The organism is Lysinibacillus fusiformis (genome assembly GCF_003049525.1).
GTDB lineage: Bacteria > Bacillota > Bacilli > Bacillales_A > Planococcaceae > Lysinibacillus > Lysinibacillus fusiformis.
On sequence record NZ_PYWL01000020.1, the window covers coordinates 34,787 to 51,331 of the forward strand.

At 36.8% G+C, this 16,545-nt stretch carries 19 protein-coding genes and 1 riboswitch; of the genes, 8 read left to right on the forward strand and 11 right to left on the reverse strand.

Going from position 1 to position 16,545, the window contains the following annotated elements:
- Positions 1 to 26: 26 nt before the first annotated feature.
- Together C9J29_RS22805 and C9J29_RS22810 are read right to left on the reverse strand one after the other, a co-directional pair.
- Entirely contained in the window at positions 27 to 1,313 is a 1,287-nt protein-coding gene (locus tag C9J29_RS22805) for an SEL1-like repeat protein (protein WP_107922850.1), read from the reverse strand.
- Positions 1,314 to 1,384: 71 nt separating this feature from the next.
- Positions 1,385 to 2,401: a YdcF family protein gene (locus C9J29_RS22810; RefSeq protein ID WP_107922851.1), complete on the reverse strand. Its 1,017-nt coding sequence runs from the start codon at positions 2,399 to 2,401 to the stop codon at positions 1,385 to 1,387.
- Positions 2,402 to 2,585: 184 nt separating this feature from the next.
- Between C9J29_RS22810 and C9J29_RS22815 the strand changes: the two genes are divergently transcribed.
- Together C9J29_RS22815 and C9J29_RS22820 are read left to right on the forward strand one after the other, a co-directional pair.
- On the forward strand, positions 2,586 to 3,050 hold the full coding sequence (locus tag C9J29_RS22815; protein ID WP_008176901.1) for a hypothetical protein: 465 nt from the start codon (positions 2,586 to 2,588) through the stop codon (positions 3,048 to 3,050).
- Entirely contained in the window at positions 3,038 to 3,325 is a 288-nt protein-coding gene (locus tag C9J29_RS22820) for a DUF2653 family protein (protein WP_008176904.1), read from the forward strand. The genes C9J29_RS22815 and C9J29_RS22820 overlap by 13 nt, the downstream gene beginning before the upstream one ends.
- 48 nt (positions 3,326 to 3,373) lie before the next feature.
- Here C9J29_RS22820 and C9J29_RS22825 read toward each other — a convergent pair whose 3' ends face one another.
- Together C9J29_RS22825 and C9J29_RS22830 are read right to left on the reverse strand one after the other, a co-directional pair.
- Positions 3,374 to 3,742, reverse strand: a complete 369-nt coding sequence (locus C9J29_RS22825) for an ion channel (protein ID WP_174804750.1) — start codon at positions 3,740 to 3,742, stop codon at positions 3,374 to 3,376.
- A 182-nt stretch (positions 3,743 to 3,924) separates the two neighbouring features.
- Positions 3,925 to 4,485: a TetR/AcrR family transcriptional regulator gene (locus tag C9J29_RS22830; RefSeq protein WP_089987279.1), complete on the reverse strand. Its 561-nt coding sequence runs from the start codon at positions 4,483 to 4,485 to the stop codon at positions 3,925 to 3,927.
- Positions 4,486 to 4,629: 144 nt separating this feature from the next.
- On the opposite strand from C9J29_RS22830, the gene C9J29_RS22835 reads away from it, so the two are divergent.
- Positions 4,630 to 5,745 carry an alpha/beta fold hydrolase gene (locus C9J29_RS22835; RefSeq protein WP_089987278.1) on the forward strand — a complete coding sequence of 372 codons (1,116 nt, stop codon included), beginning with the start codon at positions 4,630 to 4,632 and terminating at the stop codon, positions 5,743 to 5,745.
- A gap of 93 nt (positions 5,746 to 5,838) precedes the next feature.
- On the opposite strand, the gene C9J29_RS22840 is transcribed toward C9J29_RS22835, so the two are convergent.
- The 3 genes from C9J29_RS22840 to C9J29_RS22850 all read right to left on the reverse strand — a co-directional run bounded on the left by C9J29_RS22840 (position 5,839) and on the right by C9J29_RS22850 (position 8,970).
- Positions 5,839 to 7,461: an S-layer homology domain-containing protein gene (locus C9J29_RS22840; RefSeq protein WP_107922852.1), complete on the reverse strand. Its 1,623-nt coding sequence runs from the start codon at positions 7,459 to 7,461 to the stop codon at positions 5,839 to 5,841.
- Between the two features lie 102 nt (positions 7,462 to 7,563).
- Positions 7,564 to 8,730, reverse strand: a complete 1,167-nt coding sequence (locus C9J29_RS22845) for an endonuclease Q family protein (RefSeq protein WP_043990225.1) — start codon at positions 8,728 to 8,730, stop codon at positions 7,564 to 7,566.
- Between the two features lie 69 nt (positions 8,731 to 8,799).
- On the reverse strand, positions 8,800 to 8,970 hold the full coding sequence (locus C9J29_RS22850) for a hypothetical protein (protein ID WP_170844197.1): 171 nt from the start codon (positions 8,968 to 8,970) through the stop codon (positions 8,800 to 8,802).
- Positions 8,971 to 9,113: 143 nt separating this feature from the next.
- Between C9J29_RS22850 and C9J29_RS22855 the strand changes: the two genes are divergently transcribed.
- The 3 genes from C9J29_RS22855 to C9J29_RS22865 all read left to right on the forward strand — a co-directional run bounded on the left by C9J29_RS22855 (position 9,114) and on the right by C9J29_RS22865 (position 10,434).
- Positions 9,114 to 9,695, forward strand: coding sequence for a TetR/AcrR family transcriptional regulator (locus tag C9J29_RS22855; RefSeq protein WP_174804751.1), 582 nt, complete (start codon positions 9,114 to 9,116; stop codon positions 9,693 to 9,695).
- Positions 9,696 to 9,766: 71 nt separating this feature from the next.
- Positions 9,767 to 10,120, forward strand: a complete 354-nt coding sequence (locus C9J29_RS22860) for a DMT family transporter (protein WP_008176915.1) — start codon at positions 9,767 to 9,769, stop codon at positions 10,118 to 10,120.
- Positions 10,120 to 10,434, forward strand: a complete 315-nt coding sequence (locus C9J29_RS22865; RefSeq protein ID WP_008176924.1) for a DMT family transporter — start codon at positions 10,120 to 10,122, stop codon at positions 10,432 to 10,434. The genes C9J29_RS22860 and C9J29_RS22865 overlap by 1 nt, the downstream gene beginning before the upstream one ends.
- Positions 10,435 to 10,511: 77 nt before the next feature.
- On the opposite strand, the gene C9J29_RS22870 is transcribed toward C9J29_RS22865, so the two are convergent.
- A complete protein-coding gene (locus tag C9J29_RS22870) occupies positions 10,512 to 11,303 on the reverse strand; it encodes an ABC transporter ATP-binding protein (RefSeq protein ID WP_008176926.1) in 792 nt (263 codons plus the stop codon).
- A 5-nt stretch (positions 11,304 to 11,308) separates the two neighbouring features.
- Entirely contained in the window at positions 11,309 to 12,355 is a 1,047-nt protein-coding gene (locus C9J29_RS22875) for a FecCD family ABC transporter permease (protein ID WP_107922854.1), read from the reverse strand.
- Positions 12,356 to 12,551: 196 nt separating this feature from the next.
- Positions 12,552 to 12,742: riboswitch (cobalamin riboswitch) on the reverse strand.
- A gap of 234 nt (positions 12,743 to 12,976) precedes the next feature.
- Between C9J29_RS22875 and C9J29_RS22880 the strand changes: the two genes are divergently transcribed.
- Complete coding sequence (locus tag C9J29_RS22880; protein WP_107922855.1) at positions 12,977 to 13,495, forward strand: biotin transporter BioY; 519 nt, start codon at positions 12,977 to 12,979, stop codon at positions 13,493 to 13,495.
- Between the two features lie 116 nt (positions 13,496 to 13,611).
- Complete coding sequence (locus C9J29_RS22885) at positions 13,612 to 14,196, forward strand: YdhK family protein (RefSeq protein WP_089987270.1); 585 nt, start codon at positions 13,612 to 13,614, stop codon at positions 14,194 to 14,196.
- A gap of 41 nt (positions 14,197 to 14,237) precedes the next feature.
- Here the strand turns inward: C9J29_RS22885 and C9J29_RS22890 are convergent, their stop codons facing one another.
- Together C9J29_RS22890 and C9J29_RS22895 are read right to left on the reverse strand one after the other, a co-directional pair.
- The gene (locus C9J29_RS22890) at positions 14,238 to 14,939 is read right to left on the reverse strand and encodes a response regulator transcription factor (protein WP_107922856.1); all 702 of its coding nucleotides are present in this window, start codon (positions 14,937 to 14,939) and stop codon (positions 14,238 to 14,240) included.
- Positions 14,911 to 16,311 carry a sensor histidine kinase gene (locus tag C9J29_RS22895; protein WP_107922857.1) on the reverse strand — a complete coding sequence of 467 codons (1,401 nt, stop codon included), beginning with the start codon at positions 16,309 to 16,311 and terminating at the stop codon, positions 14,911 to 14,913. Before C9J29_RS22895 ends, C9J29_RS22890 begins: the two co-directional genes overlap by 29 nt.
- Positions 16,312 to 16,545 lie beyond the last annotated feature (234 nt).

Here is a 16,545-nt window from a genome sequence, read left to right on the forward strand (position 1 = left end):
TGAACCATTAAATTTTAATATAAAATTTACAATTCCTTAAGTTCCTCTACTAATTTTGCGGCTTCTTCTATGCCAGCATCTGCTGCAAGTCCATACCACTTAATAGCCTCCTTCAGATTTCTGGCCACTCCCACACCTTTATTATATATATGACCAAGCTGTAGCTTCGCATCTGCATCGCCTTGCAGAGCAGCCTGTTTAAACCAATGAATGCCCTTTTCAATATTTCGAATGCCTGTTAAGCCTTTACTCCAAATAAATCCTAGATCATAAAAAGCATCGATATGAAATTGCTCTGCTGCTCTTTCATACCAAAATAAACCTCGATTTATATCTTTTGCTTGATCAAGACGCCCCTCTATATATATACCGCCTAGACGATACTGTGCGTCCACATATCCTGTTTCGGCAGACTTTTTATACGCATTAAAAGCTGCATTCGTATCTTTTTTGACTCCTAATCCTTGCTCATACATAATTCCTAGCGTAAACATAGCCTCCGCCACATTCTTACTAGCTGCAAAATCAAACCATTTTCTTGCTAGAGTAAAATCCTGCGGCACACCCTCTCCATTAAAGTACATATCCGCTAAATTATTGGCAGCATCGGCATGCCCCTGTAAAGCAGCCTTTTCATATAAAGAAAAAGCCTGAGTATAATTCTCCTCAACACCGACTCCCTCAAAATAAAAATTCCCTAGCACGTATTGCGCATCTGCATTTCCTTGGGCTGCGGCTAATTCGAACCATTTTAGTGATTTTTCAGGTTGAAAACAATTCCCTTCCTTAGCATTGTAATACTCCCCTAGCTGATATTGTGCATCCGTGTCCTGATCCTCAACCGCCTCTTTATATAGATCAATCATTACCTCATGATCTAAGTCTTCTTCATCTAAAATCTTGACTTGATTATCCTGATGGCAGAAATACCATTCAACTACATCAAGTACATCATCTACCACTTCTATTCTGCTTGTTAATCTTTCGAGGGATGAAATTTGCCAAATGAGTATATAGATTGGTTGTGGAATAGCATCACGCAACACATCATCATACTCTGCTAACAGCGTTAATACATTGTCCTGCACAGATTGAATTTGATCTGAATGGACAATTTGCAAATGTCGCTGTTGCTGATCTTTTAATAACCCTCGCACTATTTGATACAGTATTTTTTGCAAGGCTGTTAAGTTAACTTCAGTGAATGTTAGTAATTTTATATGTTGAGCAAACCATGTATTTTTCGTTTGTATGATTTCTTGTAGGGAATGAATGCGTTCCTTATTGCGCTTAGCTAAAATTTGCTCGTACATTGTTTTCCTCCCTTGCACATTATGTAAAAAACTGCCTTGCCACTATTATATGGAAGACAGTTGAATTTTGGTTACACATATGCTCGCAACAGTAAGCCTATAAATAACGTAATGATTAAAAAAACTGTAATATGGGCCCATTTATTCATTTCTAACAAGCCTATAAATTCTCTTGTAAATGCATTAGGAACATAGTAAAAGGCTGTTTTCGAGCCAACCCCTTCTGCATCTAGTTTTGCTTTTTTGGCATAGAGACTTGCGCGAAATACGTGAAAATTATTTGTCACAAATATGGAACGATATTTTTCTCCTTGAGCATGTTGATCCATTATATTTTTCGTAAAAATCATATTTTCTTCTGTATTGGTCGACTGATCTTCCATTAGAATTTTATTAACAGGAATATCATGGACATCTAATAAATATATTTTCATAGCATTGGCCTCTGATACTTTTTCATCAGTCCCCTGACCACCTGAGACAATGATAAATGGTCTTTCCCCGTACTTCTTGTATTGCTTTACCGCTTCATTTAAGCGGCTTGCTAAAAGTGGTGGAACTCTATCGCCAATTAATCCTGATCCTAGGGTTATTATATAATTTGGTTCATAGCGTATAGGTGTGAAATGATACAATACAGCGTATGCAAGGACACTTGTGTATAAAAACATTGTATAACCAAAAATTAAAAACGCATAGAAGAAAAGAATATGCCAAAGCACATTTTCAATCTGAATAAAGATGACGAATACATACCATATCATCATAATAACAAAACTAAGCCCCATAATAGCTAACATTAAATTCCGTACTTTACGTCCTTCCTTCTCTAACAAAACCTTACTATTGAAAAACATGGCTATAGATAAAATAAACATGATACTAGGAAAGCTTCCTAGCATAATAAAAATCCCCATTTCTGAAATGATTCCCTGATCATTTGGCAGCAATAAAGGATACTGCATAATGAACGCTCTGATTATATATACCCCTATTAAACCAAGAGCTACCGCGTTGAGGAAACGCCTTTTTTCTGTCAGATACAGCAATAAAAATATGGAGATGAAGGTTATTAATGTGACTAGCATCGTTTCACCCCTTTCTATTGTATAATTTCCACAAATACTTCATCTGTCACTATTTGTTCAAATTTTTTGATATTGCTCATTTCTAGAAGGTATTGGTTTTATTTTTTAATAAAGTTCATGTAATATTACTATATAAGAACTAGTTTATGACCAAACCAAAAATTATATTGGAGGAATGTAAGTAATGAAAAAAATTCTTGCCGCTCTATTTGCAGCGACACTAATATTTTCCACAGTTGGTGCAACATTATTCATCTCTGATACACCAACAGCAGAGGCTAAATCCTATAAATCAGGTAAAAAAGGCTTCTCAAACAATAACAATAGCTCAAATATCCAGAAGTCTCAGGACACTTCTAAAGATCAAAAAAATGCCACAACAAATAAAAACAACACAAACTCAACAAATAAAGCTGATACAACCAAAAAAGGTGGTTTCTTCTCAGGTGGCCTTATGAAAGGATTAATGCTTGGGGGACTTGCAGGTTTATTATTCGGTAGCTTATTTAGCGGTATGGGTTTACTAGGAAATATTTTAGGTTTACTCATTAACGTAGCTGCAATTGCCGTTATTGTGATGCTAGTCGTAAAAATTATGAATATGTTTAAAGATAAAAAACGCAAAGAGGAAGCCCAATGGCACAAATAATTAACGAGCAAGATATTATTAACGCTATTTGTTTATCTCAAGCGTATTATAAGAGCATTCGCCCCGAGGATGTTATCGTCGAATTGACATACGATGATGACACAGGCTTCGGTGCGGAGGTTGAAGTAAATGGTCAAATCGAAATACTCAATACAGGAGCCATGATTGGTGCCTTGCGTGTTTGGATAAAAGATGTTCTCCATGGTGATCCTTTTTCAACAGGTATTGAACTTGTTTTAGACGATGAAGAAGGCATTATAGCAAAGCTTTCATAAAATATAGCCGTACAATGAATCTTTCATCAGATTCATTGTACGGCTATTCTACTTTTTCAAATGTTTCTTAACCGCAACCTCTTCCTCTTCATTTAAGGAAAAGTCTACAATAGAGCGGCCAAGCGTGAGCAACATAATAAACATTACACCCGTACCTACAATTAGATAGATCATTGTAAAAATCTTGGAGAACGAGGTTGTTGGGTATAGCCCCGTTTCTACGCCTGTTGGAATCAAGCTGACTACAGCAAAATACATAGCATCTAGCCAATACCAACCCTCTGTCCCCTTGTAAAACAAAGTACCCGATAGAATGATGAGGAATAGTGTCGTAAATAATGATAGGAACTGTGGTCGTTTAAATGACCGCCACAATCCTTTAACTAATCTTTTGGCAGATAAAATAAATGAAAACATCCTCATTTTCCTCTCTTTAATTCAGTAAATTCAATATATGTACAAATTAAAAACACTACGTATATTCATATATTATCCTCTAACCCACGTATTTACCTACTATAATTTCTTCTAGACGAATCTTATTTCTTTCAGTCATCTACTAACACCCAATAACTATCATTAGAGGGCGTTCAACCTATTTATTTTTGAACCTGTTCAAAAATATACTGTTGTAATTTATGGACAAGTTCAATCGCATTTTTATCCTTTTCGCTTTTTAAAGTCCAGTTGATGTGCACCATAGCATTTGCAGTATACAGTTGAGCCAGGTAGTCAATAGAGACATTAGGATCGCTTAGTTTTTCGTTCAAATAAGATAAACAAGCTTGGTATAAAATCCCCTCTAATTCAACACGCAAATTTGCAAAAGGAACATGTACATTTAATAGTGTTGCAATCTCTCTCTTATTTGCAGCAGTTTGGTCCATGATCATTTCAATTACTTGAGCAACATGTCCCTGGTCAGCAGAAACAAAGCGGAATGATATTTCATTTTTGAAAAAAGTGATATACTTGTTCACCATTTTTTCTAGCAAATCATACTTATCTACAAAGTGACTATAAAAGGTGGATTTGCTAATTAACGAACGGCTACAAATATCTTTTATCGTAATTTGATTGAAATCTTTTTCATTCAACAAAATAATGAATGCTTCTGTAATACTTTTTTTTGTCTTGTATACTCGAACGTCCTCTGCCATACAATCAATCCCCCTTAAAAAGAAGCTTTTCGAACCATTCTTTATACAATGTACGATTTCCTACTTTTTCAACTCATTTGCTTATTGTTAGACCTTATGGAGCACTTTATCATGGGTTTTGTAATTAATAAGAGGAGGGATACAATGTTTAAAAATTATGTTAACAATGAACAATTTAACTTGCAAATCAATCGTTTCTTAAATGACTATTATCAGAATGATGAAAGGGCTAACCATGATTTAAAAGGTATTATTCCAAGATTAACTGATTTAGAAAGCTGGTATGAAGCTTGGCTAGAGTATGCGATAAAGCGAGAAGAACAGTACCATTATGATCTTGCATCAGTCTACTATCAAGCTGCTGAATTTTATCTAGCTCCATCAGATCCAAACAAAAATAGAATGTATCAAAAATATCGGGAGACTTTCTATAAAGGTTTTAATGATTTTGACTATGAACCCTATCAAGTTCCCTATGAGAACTCCGTACTACCCGTAATTAAATTAATTAAACCTAGTGCCAATAAAACGTTACTGGTATTCGGTGGCTATGATTCCTATATGGAAGAAATGGTGAAGATGATGAGCTTCATTAGAGGAATTGATTATAATATTATCGTTTTTGACGGTCCTGGGCAGGGGTCAGCATTAAAGAATGGTTTAAAATTCATTCATAATTGGGAAAAACCGGTCGCTGCAATCATTGACTATTTTCAATTAGATCGGGTCAGTATTATGGGTGCTTCCTGGGGAGGCTACCTAGCGATGCGTGCGGCAGCATTTGAAAAACGGATTGACAAAGTGATAGCATTTAATATTTTCTACAGCGGTCTTGATGCATTAAAGATTAGAATGCCCGAAGATATCTGGAGTAGACTGACTGCTCTTTTAGCTACTAATAAATCAGATGATGTCAATGCAATTATTGAAAATATGATGGCCACAAACATCGACTTAAAGTGGAAGGTAATGAAAGGCATGGAGAATACAGGTGAGGAAACGCCGTTTACATTAATTAAAAATTTTGAGAAACATACGATGGCTGGAATCGGTCAGTTTATTAATCAGGATGTATTACTTCTTGCTGGAGAGGATGATCAATATGTTCCAATTAGCCGTCTACCACAAATCCAGCGTGAACTGTGTAATGCTGCTTCAATCACTACGAAAATCTTTACCAAGGAAACCGGTGGTGAACAACACTGTCAGGCTGGTCATCGTGACTTGGCATTTAATGAAATGAAAATGTTTCTGAAATAGTGGTATCACAAAGAAAAATGATACAAAACTTTCATTTACTATAGCGAAAACGTCAAAAGGTAGAGATGTTGTTTCACCTCTACCTTCAATTTTTTATTTAGTGAATAATTGATTCAGATTCACCATCATTTTAGCTGTTTGCCCTCTTGTAGTTGAAGCTGCCGGTGAATACTTCTGTCCATCTCCCGACACAATTCCTAGCTCAAACAACATCGTAATGGCATGTTTTGTCTCTGCATTATAAGATGCAATATCTGTAAATGGTGAGCTTCCTTGGACAATATAAGGCTGTTTAAATTGTTGCTCGTAGGCACGCTCAATCATCAATGCTAATTCAGCGCGTGTTACAGGTTTTGCAGGGTTAAACTTCCCATCGGCTCCCTTAATAATGCCATGTGCATACGCTGCCGCAATTTCCGACTGTGTTTTCGCATCATAATTAACGATATCTGTAAATGGCGCTTTTTCCTGCGTTGTTATTCCCAAACTTCTCACTAATATAGAGGCTACTTGTGCGCGTGTCACATTTTGATTAGGTTTAAATGTGCCATCTGGATAGCCATTCATCATCCCTGCTTCTGCTGCTTGTTGAATATAATCTTTTGCCCAATGATTCGCTGTATCTGTAAAACGAATTGTTTCTCCTGTAGTGAAAGTCGCTGTTGGATTTTGAACACTTTCATTACCAGCAGCATCAATTGCTTTTACTGTAATTGTGTAGGCTGTATGCTCAGTCAAATCTGTAAGCGTCGTCTCGGTTGTATCAGCAGGTACTGTTGAAGTTAATTTGCCATTTACATATACTTTGTATTTCTCCACACCAACATTATCCGTCGCTTCTTGCCAATTTACATCCACCGTTTTACGATCTTTTACATGGACTTGAATAGCTTTCGTTACATCCCATAAGGTACTAGTTTTTATGATTGGTAAAAATGCCTCATTTGCTACTGCAAAATAACCTGCTTCACTTAAATGAATATTTTCTGGATTTGGAAGATAGCTTGGAACATCCTTTGCCACAACATCAGATGTAGGTACAAAAAACGCTCCAGCCTTTTCAACTGTCGTTTTAATAGTTGTATTCATTGTAGCCAATAGTATTTTAAATTGATTTTGTAAGCTCTCACTATAATATGGGAATGAATTGTAATAGCCCATCACATAAATTTCTGCTTGTGGATTTAATTTTTTTATTTCAGTTAAAATTGCTGCAATATTGGTTACAGCCTCTTTTGTAGCCTTTATGATGGCGAGTGTATCAATTCCGGCTGTCTGTGATTCTTTTAATATTGGCAGTAAGTCATTAGCGCCTACAGTTAACGTGATAATCTCTGCCTTTTTAATAGATGCTTTTAATTTAACCTGTTCCATAGGATAGCCAAAACCAGTCACTGTTTTGGCAACATCATTTTGTATATCTGCCAACACATTTTTTGTTGTATAGCCTGACATTGCAAAACCTTTATTATAAGAAGTAATGAAGCCCTCTTTTTGTAAAGCTTGTGCAACAAAATCTGTGTAGCCTAATCCAATTGCACCGACCTCATTCATTCCATGTGCAATTGAATCACCTAGAGCTATATAATCTGCCTGAGTAGTCCAACTTGGTGCTATGTAATCTCCTGTTTCTTCAGCAATCGCAGCGACAGGTATTGTTAACTGTAATGCAAGCATGCTTGTGGCTAAAAAACGGAATTTCTTTGAAAATTTCATACTTTCTCTCCCCTACCTAAAAATAGTAATTGTTTTAACTATTTTACTAGAAGGGAGTTAAAAATAGGTTAAAAAACCAATAATCTTTTTAAATCATTTTTGCTATTCAATGTGGACCTTCCCATAAATTCCACCACCACCAACTTCAATATTTAAATGACCTGTTCTCGCAGCATCTATTAATTTGGCCATTTTTTGTGGCACAATTTGTTCAAGTTGTTCAATGGTTACTCGATGTAAAATATTCATCTCTGTTCCAAATGCTTGCAGTAATCGTTCCATCATTTTTGGGCCAATACCAGGAATAAAATCGAGCGGTACTTGATGGATATACAGTGGTCTATTTTTTTCGTGTGTAAAATCCTCTGATAATTCCTGTATACGTGAAGCAACACCCTTTATGATTTGTGGACTTCCACAGTTCGAGCAAATTATAGCTTCGTTACTAAGTTGTTCTCCGCACTTACCACAAACTGTTTGATGATATTTACCAAGTAATGGATTCAAGCCATAATTGGCGATGATTGCTCGTCCCTGTTGTTCACGAAGAGCCATTTGTAATTCTACAAAGTTTGCGTCTGCTAATCGTAATTTTTGATACTCTCGTGCGAGTTTCCCAAGAGAATGCGCGTCAGAATTACTCACGAATGGATATGCTTGAAGCTCTTTAATATGGCGTACCATATTTGTATCTGAGCTTAACCCTAATTCAATTGCATCTATTAGCTGGGGATCAAAAACTTCTGTTAGACTGTGATGAACACCTTTGCCATATAAACTTTTAAAGGGAGTAAATACATGAGCAGGAATAAATAGCCCTCCCAACTCATGAACTTTTTGTTGCAATGTTCTTCCATCACAGTAAATTCGTTGTGAGCTTAAATGAATATTTTTCATATGCTGAGACATCCAATTTGAAAATTGCTCCATGAGCAATAATGTAGGAAAGTAAGCAAGCACATGAATGGGACCATGGCAATATTGATCATAGATTTCTATTTCTGAACCTGGTATCAGTGTCGTTTCTTGAAAACGCAGTCCACCCTCTGCCAGTTCCACGAGTTCACCTTGGTCAATCATCTCTTTCATTTCCTCTATAACCTCAGGCGAATGACAATCAATAATACCAATGATGTCCAGTCCTTTTCTTGCACTAGCAGTCTCTAATATGCGCGCTAATGTCAACGTTTTACTACCAGTAATTTTCACAGCACGTCCTTTAGCTGTGCGGCCAATATGAATATGTAAATCAGCATAAAACTCTTTCATGTTCATTCACTCCTTAAACGCTACTTAAAATGAAAATACCTTACATGACTGCAAGGCATTTCACATTTATTATGATGGATGATTATTGGTTGTGCTATTATTTTCCTCATAAGCCCCAGAGCTATTTGGTGGCATAGATGATGAATCATAGGCAACTAATGTGACACCCATTTTTTTCTCCAGTTCATTAATTTTCGCAAGTTGCTGTGAATCTAATTGTGCAAATTTAATGTTTTCCATTGTCATCAATCCTTTCAAACATAAAGTTCCCTGAAATTAAAACAACTATACTTACCGAAAAATGACTGACTATCAGTCATTTTTCGTTGACATTCATTTTTCTCTCCTGTAACATACTAATAAGTAAGGCAAAAGTGAGGGATATCATGTCAAAGGAAGAAAAAATTATTCAAGCAGCCATTGAAGTATTTCGAGAAAAAGGTATTGAAAAAACAAAGGTTTCAGATATCGTAAAGGCAGCTGGAATTGCACAAGGAACATTTTATCTTTATTTCCCATCGCGTCTTTCGGTTATGCCCGCTATTGCCAAAAATATGGTAGAGCGCATTATGGCTACTGTCGAAGATGGTGTTTCAGATCATAAACCCTTTGAACAGCAGCTTGAAGAAGTGGTGGAGATGATTTTCTTAATTACGAAAGAATATGGAGATATCGTCGCACTTATTTATGCGGGTATTGCACAAACTGAGCATTTGAAAGAGTGGGAAAACATCTATTCACCCTACTATGCTTGGATGAGTAATTTTTTATTAACGGCTCAGCGACAAGGAATCATCCGAGATTCCATTAATCCATCGCGATCAGCCAAGCTTATCATTGGTCTAATCGAATCTGCTGCCGAACAAATTTATTTGTTTGACGATAGCAAGGATGAAACCATGCAGCAGCTTAAGCTTGAGCTTCTAGACTTTTTATATCACGCACTTGGCCTACGCCACGCATAAGTGGCGTTCTCTTTTATCTCAAAAATGACTGAATGTCAGTCATAAAATTCTACTACGGAAGGAATTTATTTATGCAAAAAGAATGGATGTATGTTGGACTAACAAGTTTATTTGAATTGTTTTGGATATTCGGTTTTAACGTAGCAAATACATGGTGGCATTGGATCATTATTGTATCTATTATCGCTGTTGATTTTCACTTCTTATCGAAGGCTTGTGAAAAACTCCCTACGGGTACTGTCTACGCAATTTTCGCTGGAGCAGGTGCAATTGGTACTACTTTAATGGATATTTTTATTTTCAATGGTGATTTTAATGCAATTAAAGGGATATTCATGGTTATTTTAGTATTGGGCGTTATTGGCCTAAAATTGGCGGATAATCCATCGAAGGATACTAGTACGACAAAAGGAGTGGATGCATAATGGGCTGGGTATTCGTTATATTAGCAGCAGTGGCGGAAATAGTCGGTGTCATTGGTTTACGCTTTTATAGTCAACATAAAACCGTACGAAATTTATTATTATACGTCGGAGGCTTTGGTTTATCCTTTGCACTTTTATATGCTTCCTTCAACTATTTACAACTAAGCATCGCCTATGTTGTTTGGGTTGGTATTGGAACTGTAGGTGCCGTGCTGGTCAATATTATGTTCTTTGGGGAATCTAAAAACCTTGCACGAATCATCAGCATCATTGCGATTATCATTGGAGTTGCAGGTTTAAAAGCGGTATCTTAATAGTAGATGACAAAGGGCGCCCTCTTATATGAAGGAGCGCCCTTTTTTATTAGATGGTGTTGAATGATCGTGGCAAACTAAATAGGGTTGCCCCCTCTTGCGAATTGTTCAGGGACATATGTAAGATACGGCTTACCCGTCAGTGAATGTGTTTGAATATCAGCAAATACTCCAAATACTTCTCGCAACAATGATGGTGTAAGTACTTCTTCTGGTGTACCATGGCAAACAATGCGTCCGCGCTGTAAAACATAAATTTGGTCACAGTACATAGCAGCGATATTCAAGTCATGGAGAGCGGCTACTACTGTTAGATGCAAAGTTTGAATTAAGTCCATCAGTTGAAGTTGATGTTGAATATCTAAATGATTTGTTGGTTCATCTAATATAAGGACCTGTGCTTGCTGAGCGAGTGCTCTTGCCACCATAACACGCTTCTTCTCCCCACCGGAAAGTGAGCTAAAGCTTCGTTTCGCTAGGTGCAATATGCCCGTTTGCTTCAAAGCATCTTTTACAATTTGAAAATCTTGCTCCTGATCAAGCTCTAATAGCTTTTTATGTGGAGTCCTTCCCATACTGACTAAATCATGAACAGTAAAGTCAAATAATACGGGTGTTTCTTGACTAACAACGGCTAAATTTTTAGCAATGGCTTTACTAGATTGCTTTAAAATATCTTGTTCATTTAACAAGACTGTCCCACTTTCTGGCTTTAGGAGACGATACATATTTTTAAGCAATGTCGACTTCCCACTACCATTGGGGCCAATTAACCCGACAAATTGCTTTTCCTTTATTTTTACACTTACCTCGTGAAGTATTCGCTGATCGTAAATGGAGAATGATACTTGTTTTGCTTCTAATGTCATGGAAGTTAATCTCCTTCACCGAAAGAATAATTATTACGACGGAGTAACCAAATGAAAAACGGTCCCCCACAAAAGGCTGTAATAATACCGATTGGCATTTCCTGTGGAGCAATAATAATTCGAGCTAATGCATCTGCCCAAACTAAGAAAATCCCTCCTAATAAAGCACTGACCGGTATTACATATTTATAGTTAGAACCAACAATTAATCGTACTATATGCGGAATGATTAATCCCACAAATCCGATAGAACCGCTCACTGCTACAAGTACCCCCGTTAAAAGTGAGACAAGTAAAATGAGCTGTATGCGAAATTGTTGAAGATTCACTCCTAATGTTACCGCAGCCTCTTCCCCAAGTAATAGCAAATTTAAATTTCGATAGAATAGCCATAAAAGCCCGAACACAATGAAAAAGATGGAGGCCGGAATAATAATATTATTCCATTTTGCTCCCGCTAAGCTGCCTAACATCCAAAACATAACAGCCTTTAAAGCTCCCTCTTGCTTTGACATCATTAATATAAAATTAGAAATGGCAGTTAATATAAAGGAAACTGCCATCCCTGCCAATAGCAAGCGAAAAATCGAGACACGGCCACCTACGCGCGATAAGAAAAACACTAAACCAATTGCGAGCAAAGACCCTATAAAGGCTGATACAGAAAGTGCGTAGATACCTAAAAATGAAAAAGCACCTAAAATAATTACTGAAGTTGCTCCAACTGCTGCTCCTGAAGAAATTCCTAAAATATATGGATCTGCAATGGAATTTCGTACAAGTGCCTGAATCGCTGCCCCTGCAATGGCTAAACCCGCTCCTACAATTGCGGCAAGGATGACGCGGGGTACTCTTATTTGCCAAATAATAATTTCCTGTGAGCGACTCCAATCTTGCTCTATCGTTTGTTGTATAAAGGGTATTTTCGAAAGAATTACTTTCCATACATATAATGGCGTCACCGAAACAGATCCAACCATTACAGCAAGTGTCATGGATACAATTAATACTAAAAGAAGCACTAAAGAAAATAACATAAATTTTTTATTCATTCATTAAACTCCTACTAAGATGATGAATGAAGCAATTAAATATACTTTCGCATAATGTAGGTCAGATGATCTTACTTCAGTTGGCACTCAATAAAAAAAGGGCATTTCATGCAAAAATACGCACAAAAATACCCTCGAATAAACAAAGTCAGAAAATCCAGCTATTGTCCGTAATTGCTTGCATCCTCGTGGGCATTACAGGTATTACTTATTGGCAGGTCTCCTGACTTCGATTCATCATCCTATAAATAGCCTTCCCATTTTTAACAGTGGCAAATAAACATGATAGGACTCCTCGTTACAGTTGCGGGACAGCGTCGGACTTCCACCGACTTCCCTTTTAAGTGACATTGTTTAAAATGTCACACCAATAGTATGTAAAGTTAAAAAATTATGACGATTCTATCATACATTTTTATAGATAGTTAGTCTACAAGGAATTTCCAACACACTTAAGTTAACCTACACTTATAATTAAGTTGACACATTTGTTTTAGTTTTTTACACTAACGATAAATACTTTGAAATTAGAGGTGAAGTCATGTCAACAGTATCAGAACAAAGTCATCCAAAATTAAATACGGTATATATATTGCCTATATTGGAATATTTTCTACCCTCATGATGATCGGTGCCAATATAACTTCCTTTGTGCCCTTTATGACAGTGGGAGGAGTGCCGATTACTCTACAAACCTTTTTTGCCATTTTAGCCGGACTTATTTTGGGTAGTAGGAAGGGAGCGCTTGCCTGCACAGTCTATATGTGTATTGGATTAGCAGGAGCACCTGTCTTTGCTCGCTTTGGTGGAGGGTTCAGTCAACTATTAAGCCCTACTTTTGGATTCATTATCACCTTTATTTTAGCAGCATATGTTACCGGTTTAATGGTAGAGCGAAGTGGTACAAAGAAAAGCTATATGCTAGCCGCATTCATCGCAACTGCTATCAATTATTTAGTAGGTACAAACTGGATGTTTATTGCGTATAAACTATGGGCCAGTGCGCCAGAGGATTTTTCCTATAAATTAGCGTGGCTCTGGATGATTCCCCCACTCCCAAAAGATATTGTTTTAGCTATTTTCGCTGGTATTTTAGCGTACCGACTACAAAAAACATTGAAAATCATGCCCATTCAATAGCGCTTCCATCCACTTCTTTAGTCAATAGACTAAAGAAGTTTTTTGTAATAATTAATGTCCATCATTTCTGCATATTTGTTTGTTACAGTAAGGGCAAATAGAAAGGAGGATCTCATATGACATTCAAGCAAAGATGGTCAGGTGGACTATTATCAGCAGTTGCTTTACTTACTTTATCCGCTTGTTCTGAAGATAAAACGGAGCCTTCCTCAACTTCAGATAATACTCCTGAGACTGAGCAACAAACAGAAATGGATCACTCCTCAATGAACCATTCTAGCTCAGCAGAAGTACCGGCTACATTAAGAAAAGCTGAAGATCCAGCATTTCCGGTTGGAAGTACCGCTATGATTACAGATGGGCATATGGAGGGGATGAAGGGTGCTGAAGCGACGATTGTTGGTGCCTATAAAACTACAGCCTATATCATTTCTTATGATCCAACATCAGGTGGCAAACGTGTAGAGAATCATAAATGGATTATCCATGAGGAATTAATGGATGTAGGGGAAGCACCACTGTCCCCTGATACAGAGGTAAAAACGACTGCTACTCATATGGAAGGCATGAAAAAAGCAACCGTCCGCATTAAAGAAGCCGTACCAACCACAGTTTATATGGTTGATTACACTTCAACCACGAATGGTGAAGCAGTGAAAAATCATAAATGGGTAACAGAAGATGAGTTAACAGCGCAATAATCCGAACAACCTCTTCCAATATATTTGGCAGAGGTTGTTTTCTAGTTTTTATGTTCTAAAGGCTTTCGATCCGCAAACTTCTGCCATTTATAGCCGATTCCCCAAACGGTTTGCAAGTAATCATCAGCAGGAAATCCACTTTTCCTTAATTTTTCTCGTAAATTACGGACATGGGAATCGATAGTGCGATCCTCAATGGATACATGATAACCCCAAACTGTGTTAATAAGATGTTCTCTTGAAAACACTTTATTTTGATAATCTAGAAATAAGGACATCATGGAAAATTCTTTTGGTGTTAATGGGATTGCCTCTTGTTGATAATATAATTCAAAGGATTCTTTATCTAAGCGTAAACCCTCAAAGACAACCACCTTGTCTTCTATCTTGGTTCTCCTTAATACAGCATGTATACGTGCTAATAGCTCTTCCTCATCAAAAGGCTTTACTATATAATCATCTGCCCCAATGTTTAAACCTTTTACAATATCCGAATGCTCTCCTTTAGCCGTAAGCATGATGATAGGTACATGCCAAAACTTCCTGATTTCTTCACACACTTGAAACCCATCCATTTCTGGCATCATAATATCCAAAAGAACTAAATCCACATGCTCTTCCTCTAGATAAATGAGCGCATCTTGAATGGAAGACATTGCTCTACATTGAAAACCGGGCTCTAAGTAAAGAGTCAATAAATCTAACATTCTTGGTTCATCGTCTATGCATAAAATGGTTTTCATCCGCTTCTACTCCTTTAAACGATAATTCAAAAACAGTCCCTTTATTTAGTTCACTTTTAACCGTCACTTCTCCCCCATGAGCCTGTACGAGTTCCTTGACAATGGCAAGTCCTAATCCGGTACCACCTAACGCACGACTTCTAGATTTTTCTACGCGGTAAAAGCGCTCAAAAATAAACGGTAAATCCTTGTTGGGAATCCCTCTCCCTGTATCTCGTATTAAAATCGTTAATACACCATTGACCTTCTTTACATCTACCGTGGTAGTATCCCCCTGTCCGCAATAGGTCAATGCGTTATTTAATAGATTAATTATTATTTGCTCTAATCTTGCCTCATCTGCCCATAACGTTAATCTCTTTTCACAGCACACATCAAAGTGGATATCTTTTTCTTGAAAAGCAGGACTTAATTTCCCCTTAATACCAGTAAAAAAAGCCTGTAAATCTAGATTTTGTTTTTCAATAACAAATGAGTTTTCATCCATCTTAGCTAAATCAAATAAATCCTTTATTAATCGTGAAAGTCTATTCGTCTCTTCCAATATAATAGCTAAGTATTTTTGTCGATCTTGCACGGATAAATCACGTTTATAAAGAATATCGGTATAACCTTTAATAAAGGTTATCGGTGTACGAAGCTCATGGGCAATGCTAGATAGAAACTCTTTGCGCTCCTGCCTTAAATGATTTAACTCATTTGATAGTAGCTGAATGGCATTCGATAAATCCCCAAGCTCATCTTTGCCATTTGTAGAAAGAGCGACCGTAAAGTCCCCTTTACTCATTTTCAACGTGGCCTCTTTCATCTGAATTAATGGTTCAGCAAGCTTTCTAGATAACACAATGATGACAGCAATGGTGACTAAGCCAGAAACAATGCCCACTATAAGGAAATGTTTATTCAAGCGTTTCATTAATGCATGGATCGAGTCTGTATTTTGAAACATAAAGACATAACCAATCGTTGTCTGCTCTTTTTGCATTGGACTAATAGTAGCTATAGCTTTTGCCTGTTGCCAGTTATCTTGTAGAATCTTTCCCTCATATGGTGTAGTTCCATCTAATTTCTTTATCAGATTCTTCATTTCAGGATGCAATTGCGAGGAGGCTAAAATGGTCCCCTCAGCATCTGTCACTACTACATCTGTAGATTCTTCCGATTCCATCAAGACGACATGTGCTAATGTTTCCTTATTAAAGTTCTGTTCTAATATTGTGCGATGTGAGTTTCCTCTCGCTTGCAAACTTGCTAATTCTTCCTCCACTCTAGAATTAGTCAATGAGGCGTGTAAAAAAAACATCATAAATGTTTCAATACAAAATAATGTAATGAAAAAGATGATGCCTAGCTTTAGTGATAATTTTCTCATCTGTAACCACCATTTTAGAGTTTCTTACTAGTATATCGGCAAAATATGAAGATTTCATGCAGAAAAAATCTCTTTCCAAACATAAAAAGACCCATAAATATAGTTTATGAACTGAACCCCGAATAGTGGACACTTTAAAAAGTGACCCTATTCGGGGTTTTTTGTTCATTTCACAAAAAAATCTCGTTATACTAAATATACGAAATTAAGAACGGGAGAAATTAGCATGAGTAA

What these genes read in the sequence shown, in the direction of transcription:
- C9J29_RS22825 (WP_174804750.1), bottom strand. Translation starts at nt 3,742, where the DNA reads ATGTTTTCATTTATTTTATCTGCCAAAAGATTAGTTAAAGGATTGTGG.
- C9J29_RS22875 (WP_107922854.1), bottom strand. Translation starts at nt 12,355, where the DNA reads ATGAATAAAAAATTTATGTTATTTTCTTTAGTGCTTCTTTTAGTATTA.
- C9J29_RS22830 (WP_089987279.1), bottom strand. Translation starts at nt 4,485, where the DNA reads ATGGCAGAGGACGTTCGAGTATACAAGACAAAAAAAAGTATTACAGAA.
- C9J29_RS22805 (WP_107922850.1), bottom strand. Translation starts at nt 1,313, where the DNA reads ATGTACGAGCAAATTTTAGCTAAGCGCAATAAGGAACGCATTCATTCC.
- C9J29_RS22840 (WP_107922852.1), bottom strand. Translation starts at nt 7,461, where the DNA reads ATGAAATTTTCAAAGAAATTCCGTTTTTTAGCCACAAGCATGCTTGCA.
- C9J29_RS22850 (WP_170844197.1), bottom strand. Translation starts at nt 8,970, where the DNA reads ATGGAAAACATTAAATTTGCACAATTAGATTCACAGCAACTTGCGAAA.
- C9J29_RS22860 (WP_008176915.1), top strand. Translation starts at nt 9,767, where the DNA reads ATGCAAAAAGAATGGATGTATGTTGGACTAACAAGTTTATTTGAATTG.
- C9J29_RS22820 (WP_008176904.1), top strand. Translation starts at nt 3,038, where the DNA reads ATGGCACAAATAATTAACGAGCAAGATATTATTAACGCTATTTGTTTA.
- C9J29_RS22895 (WP_107922857.1), bottom strand. Translation starts at nt 16,311, where the DNA reads ATGAGAAAATTATCACTAAAGCTAGGCATCATCTTTTTCATTACATTA.
- C9J29_RS22835 (WP_089987278.1), top strand. Translation starts at nt 4,630, where the DNA reads ATGTTTAAAAATTATGTTAACAATGAACAATTTAACTTGCAAATCAAT.
- C9J29_RS22865 (WP_008176924.1), top strand. Translation starts at nt 10,120, where the DNA reads ATGGGCTGGGTATTCGTTATATTAGCAGCAGTGGCGGAAATAGTCGGT.
- C9J29_RS22880 (WP_107922855.1), top strand. Translation starts at nt 12,977, where the DNA reads ATGATGATCGGTGCCAATATAACTTCCTTTGTGCCCTTTATGACAGTG.
- C9J29_RS22810 (WP_107922851.1), bottom strand. Translation starts at nt 2,401, where the DNA reads ATGCTAGTCACATTAATAACCTTCATCTCCATATTTTTATTGCTGTAT.
- C9J29_RS22890 (WP_107922856.1), bottom strand. Translation starts at nt 14,939, where the DNA reads ATGAAAACCATTTTATGCATAGACGATGAACCAAGAATGTTAGATTTA.
- C9J29_RS22845 (WP_043990225.1), bottom strand. Translation starts at nt 8,730, where the DNA reads ATGAAAGAGTTTTATGCTGATTTACATATTCATATTGGCCGCACAGCT.
- C9J29_RS22815 (WP_008176901.1), top strand. Translation starts at nt 2,586, where the DNA reads ATGAAAAAAATTCTTGCCGCTCTATTTGCAGCGACACTAATATTTTCC.
- C9J29_RS22870 (WP_008176926.1), bottom strand. Translation starts at nt 11,303, where the DNA reads ATGACATTAGAAGCAAAACAAGTATCATTCTCCATTTACGATCAGCGA.
- C9J29_RS22885 (WP_089987270.1), top strand. Translation starts at nt 13,612, where the DNA reads ATGACATTCAAGCAAAGATGGTCAGGTGGACTATTATCAGCAGTTGCT.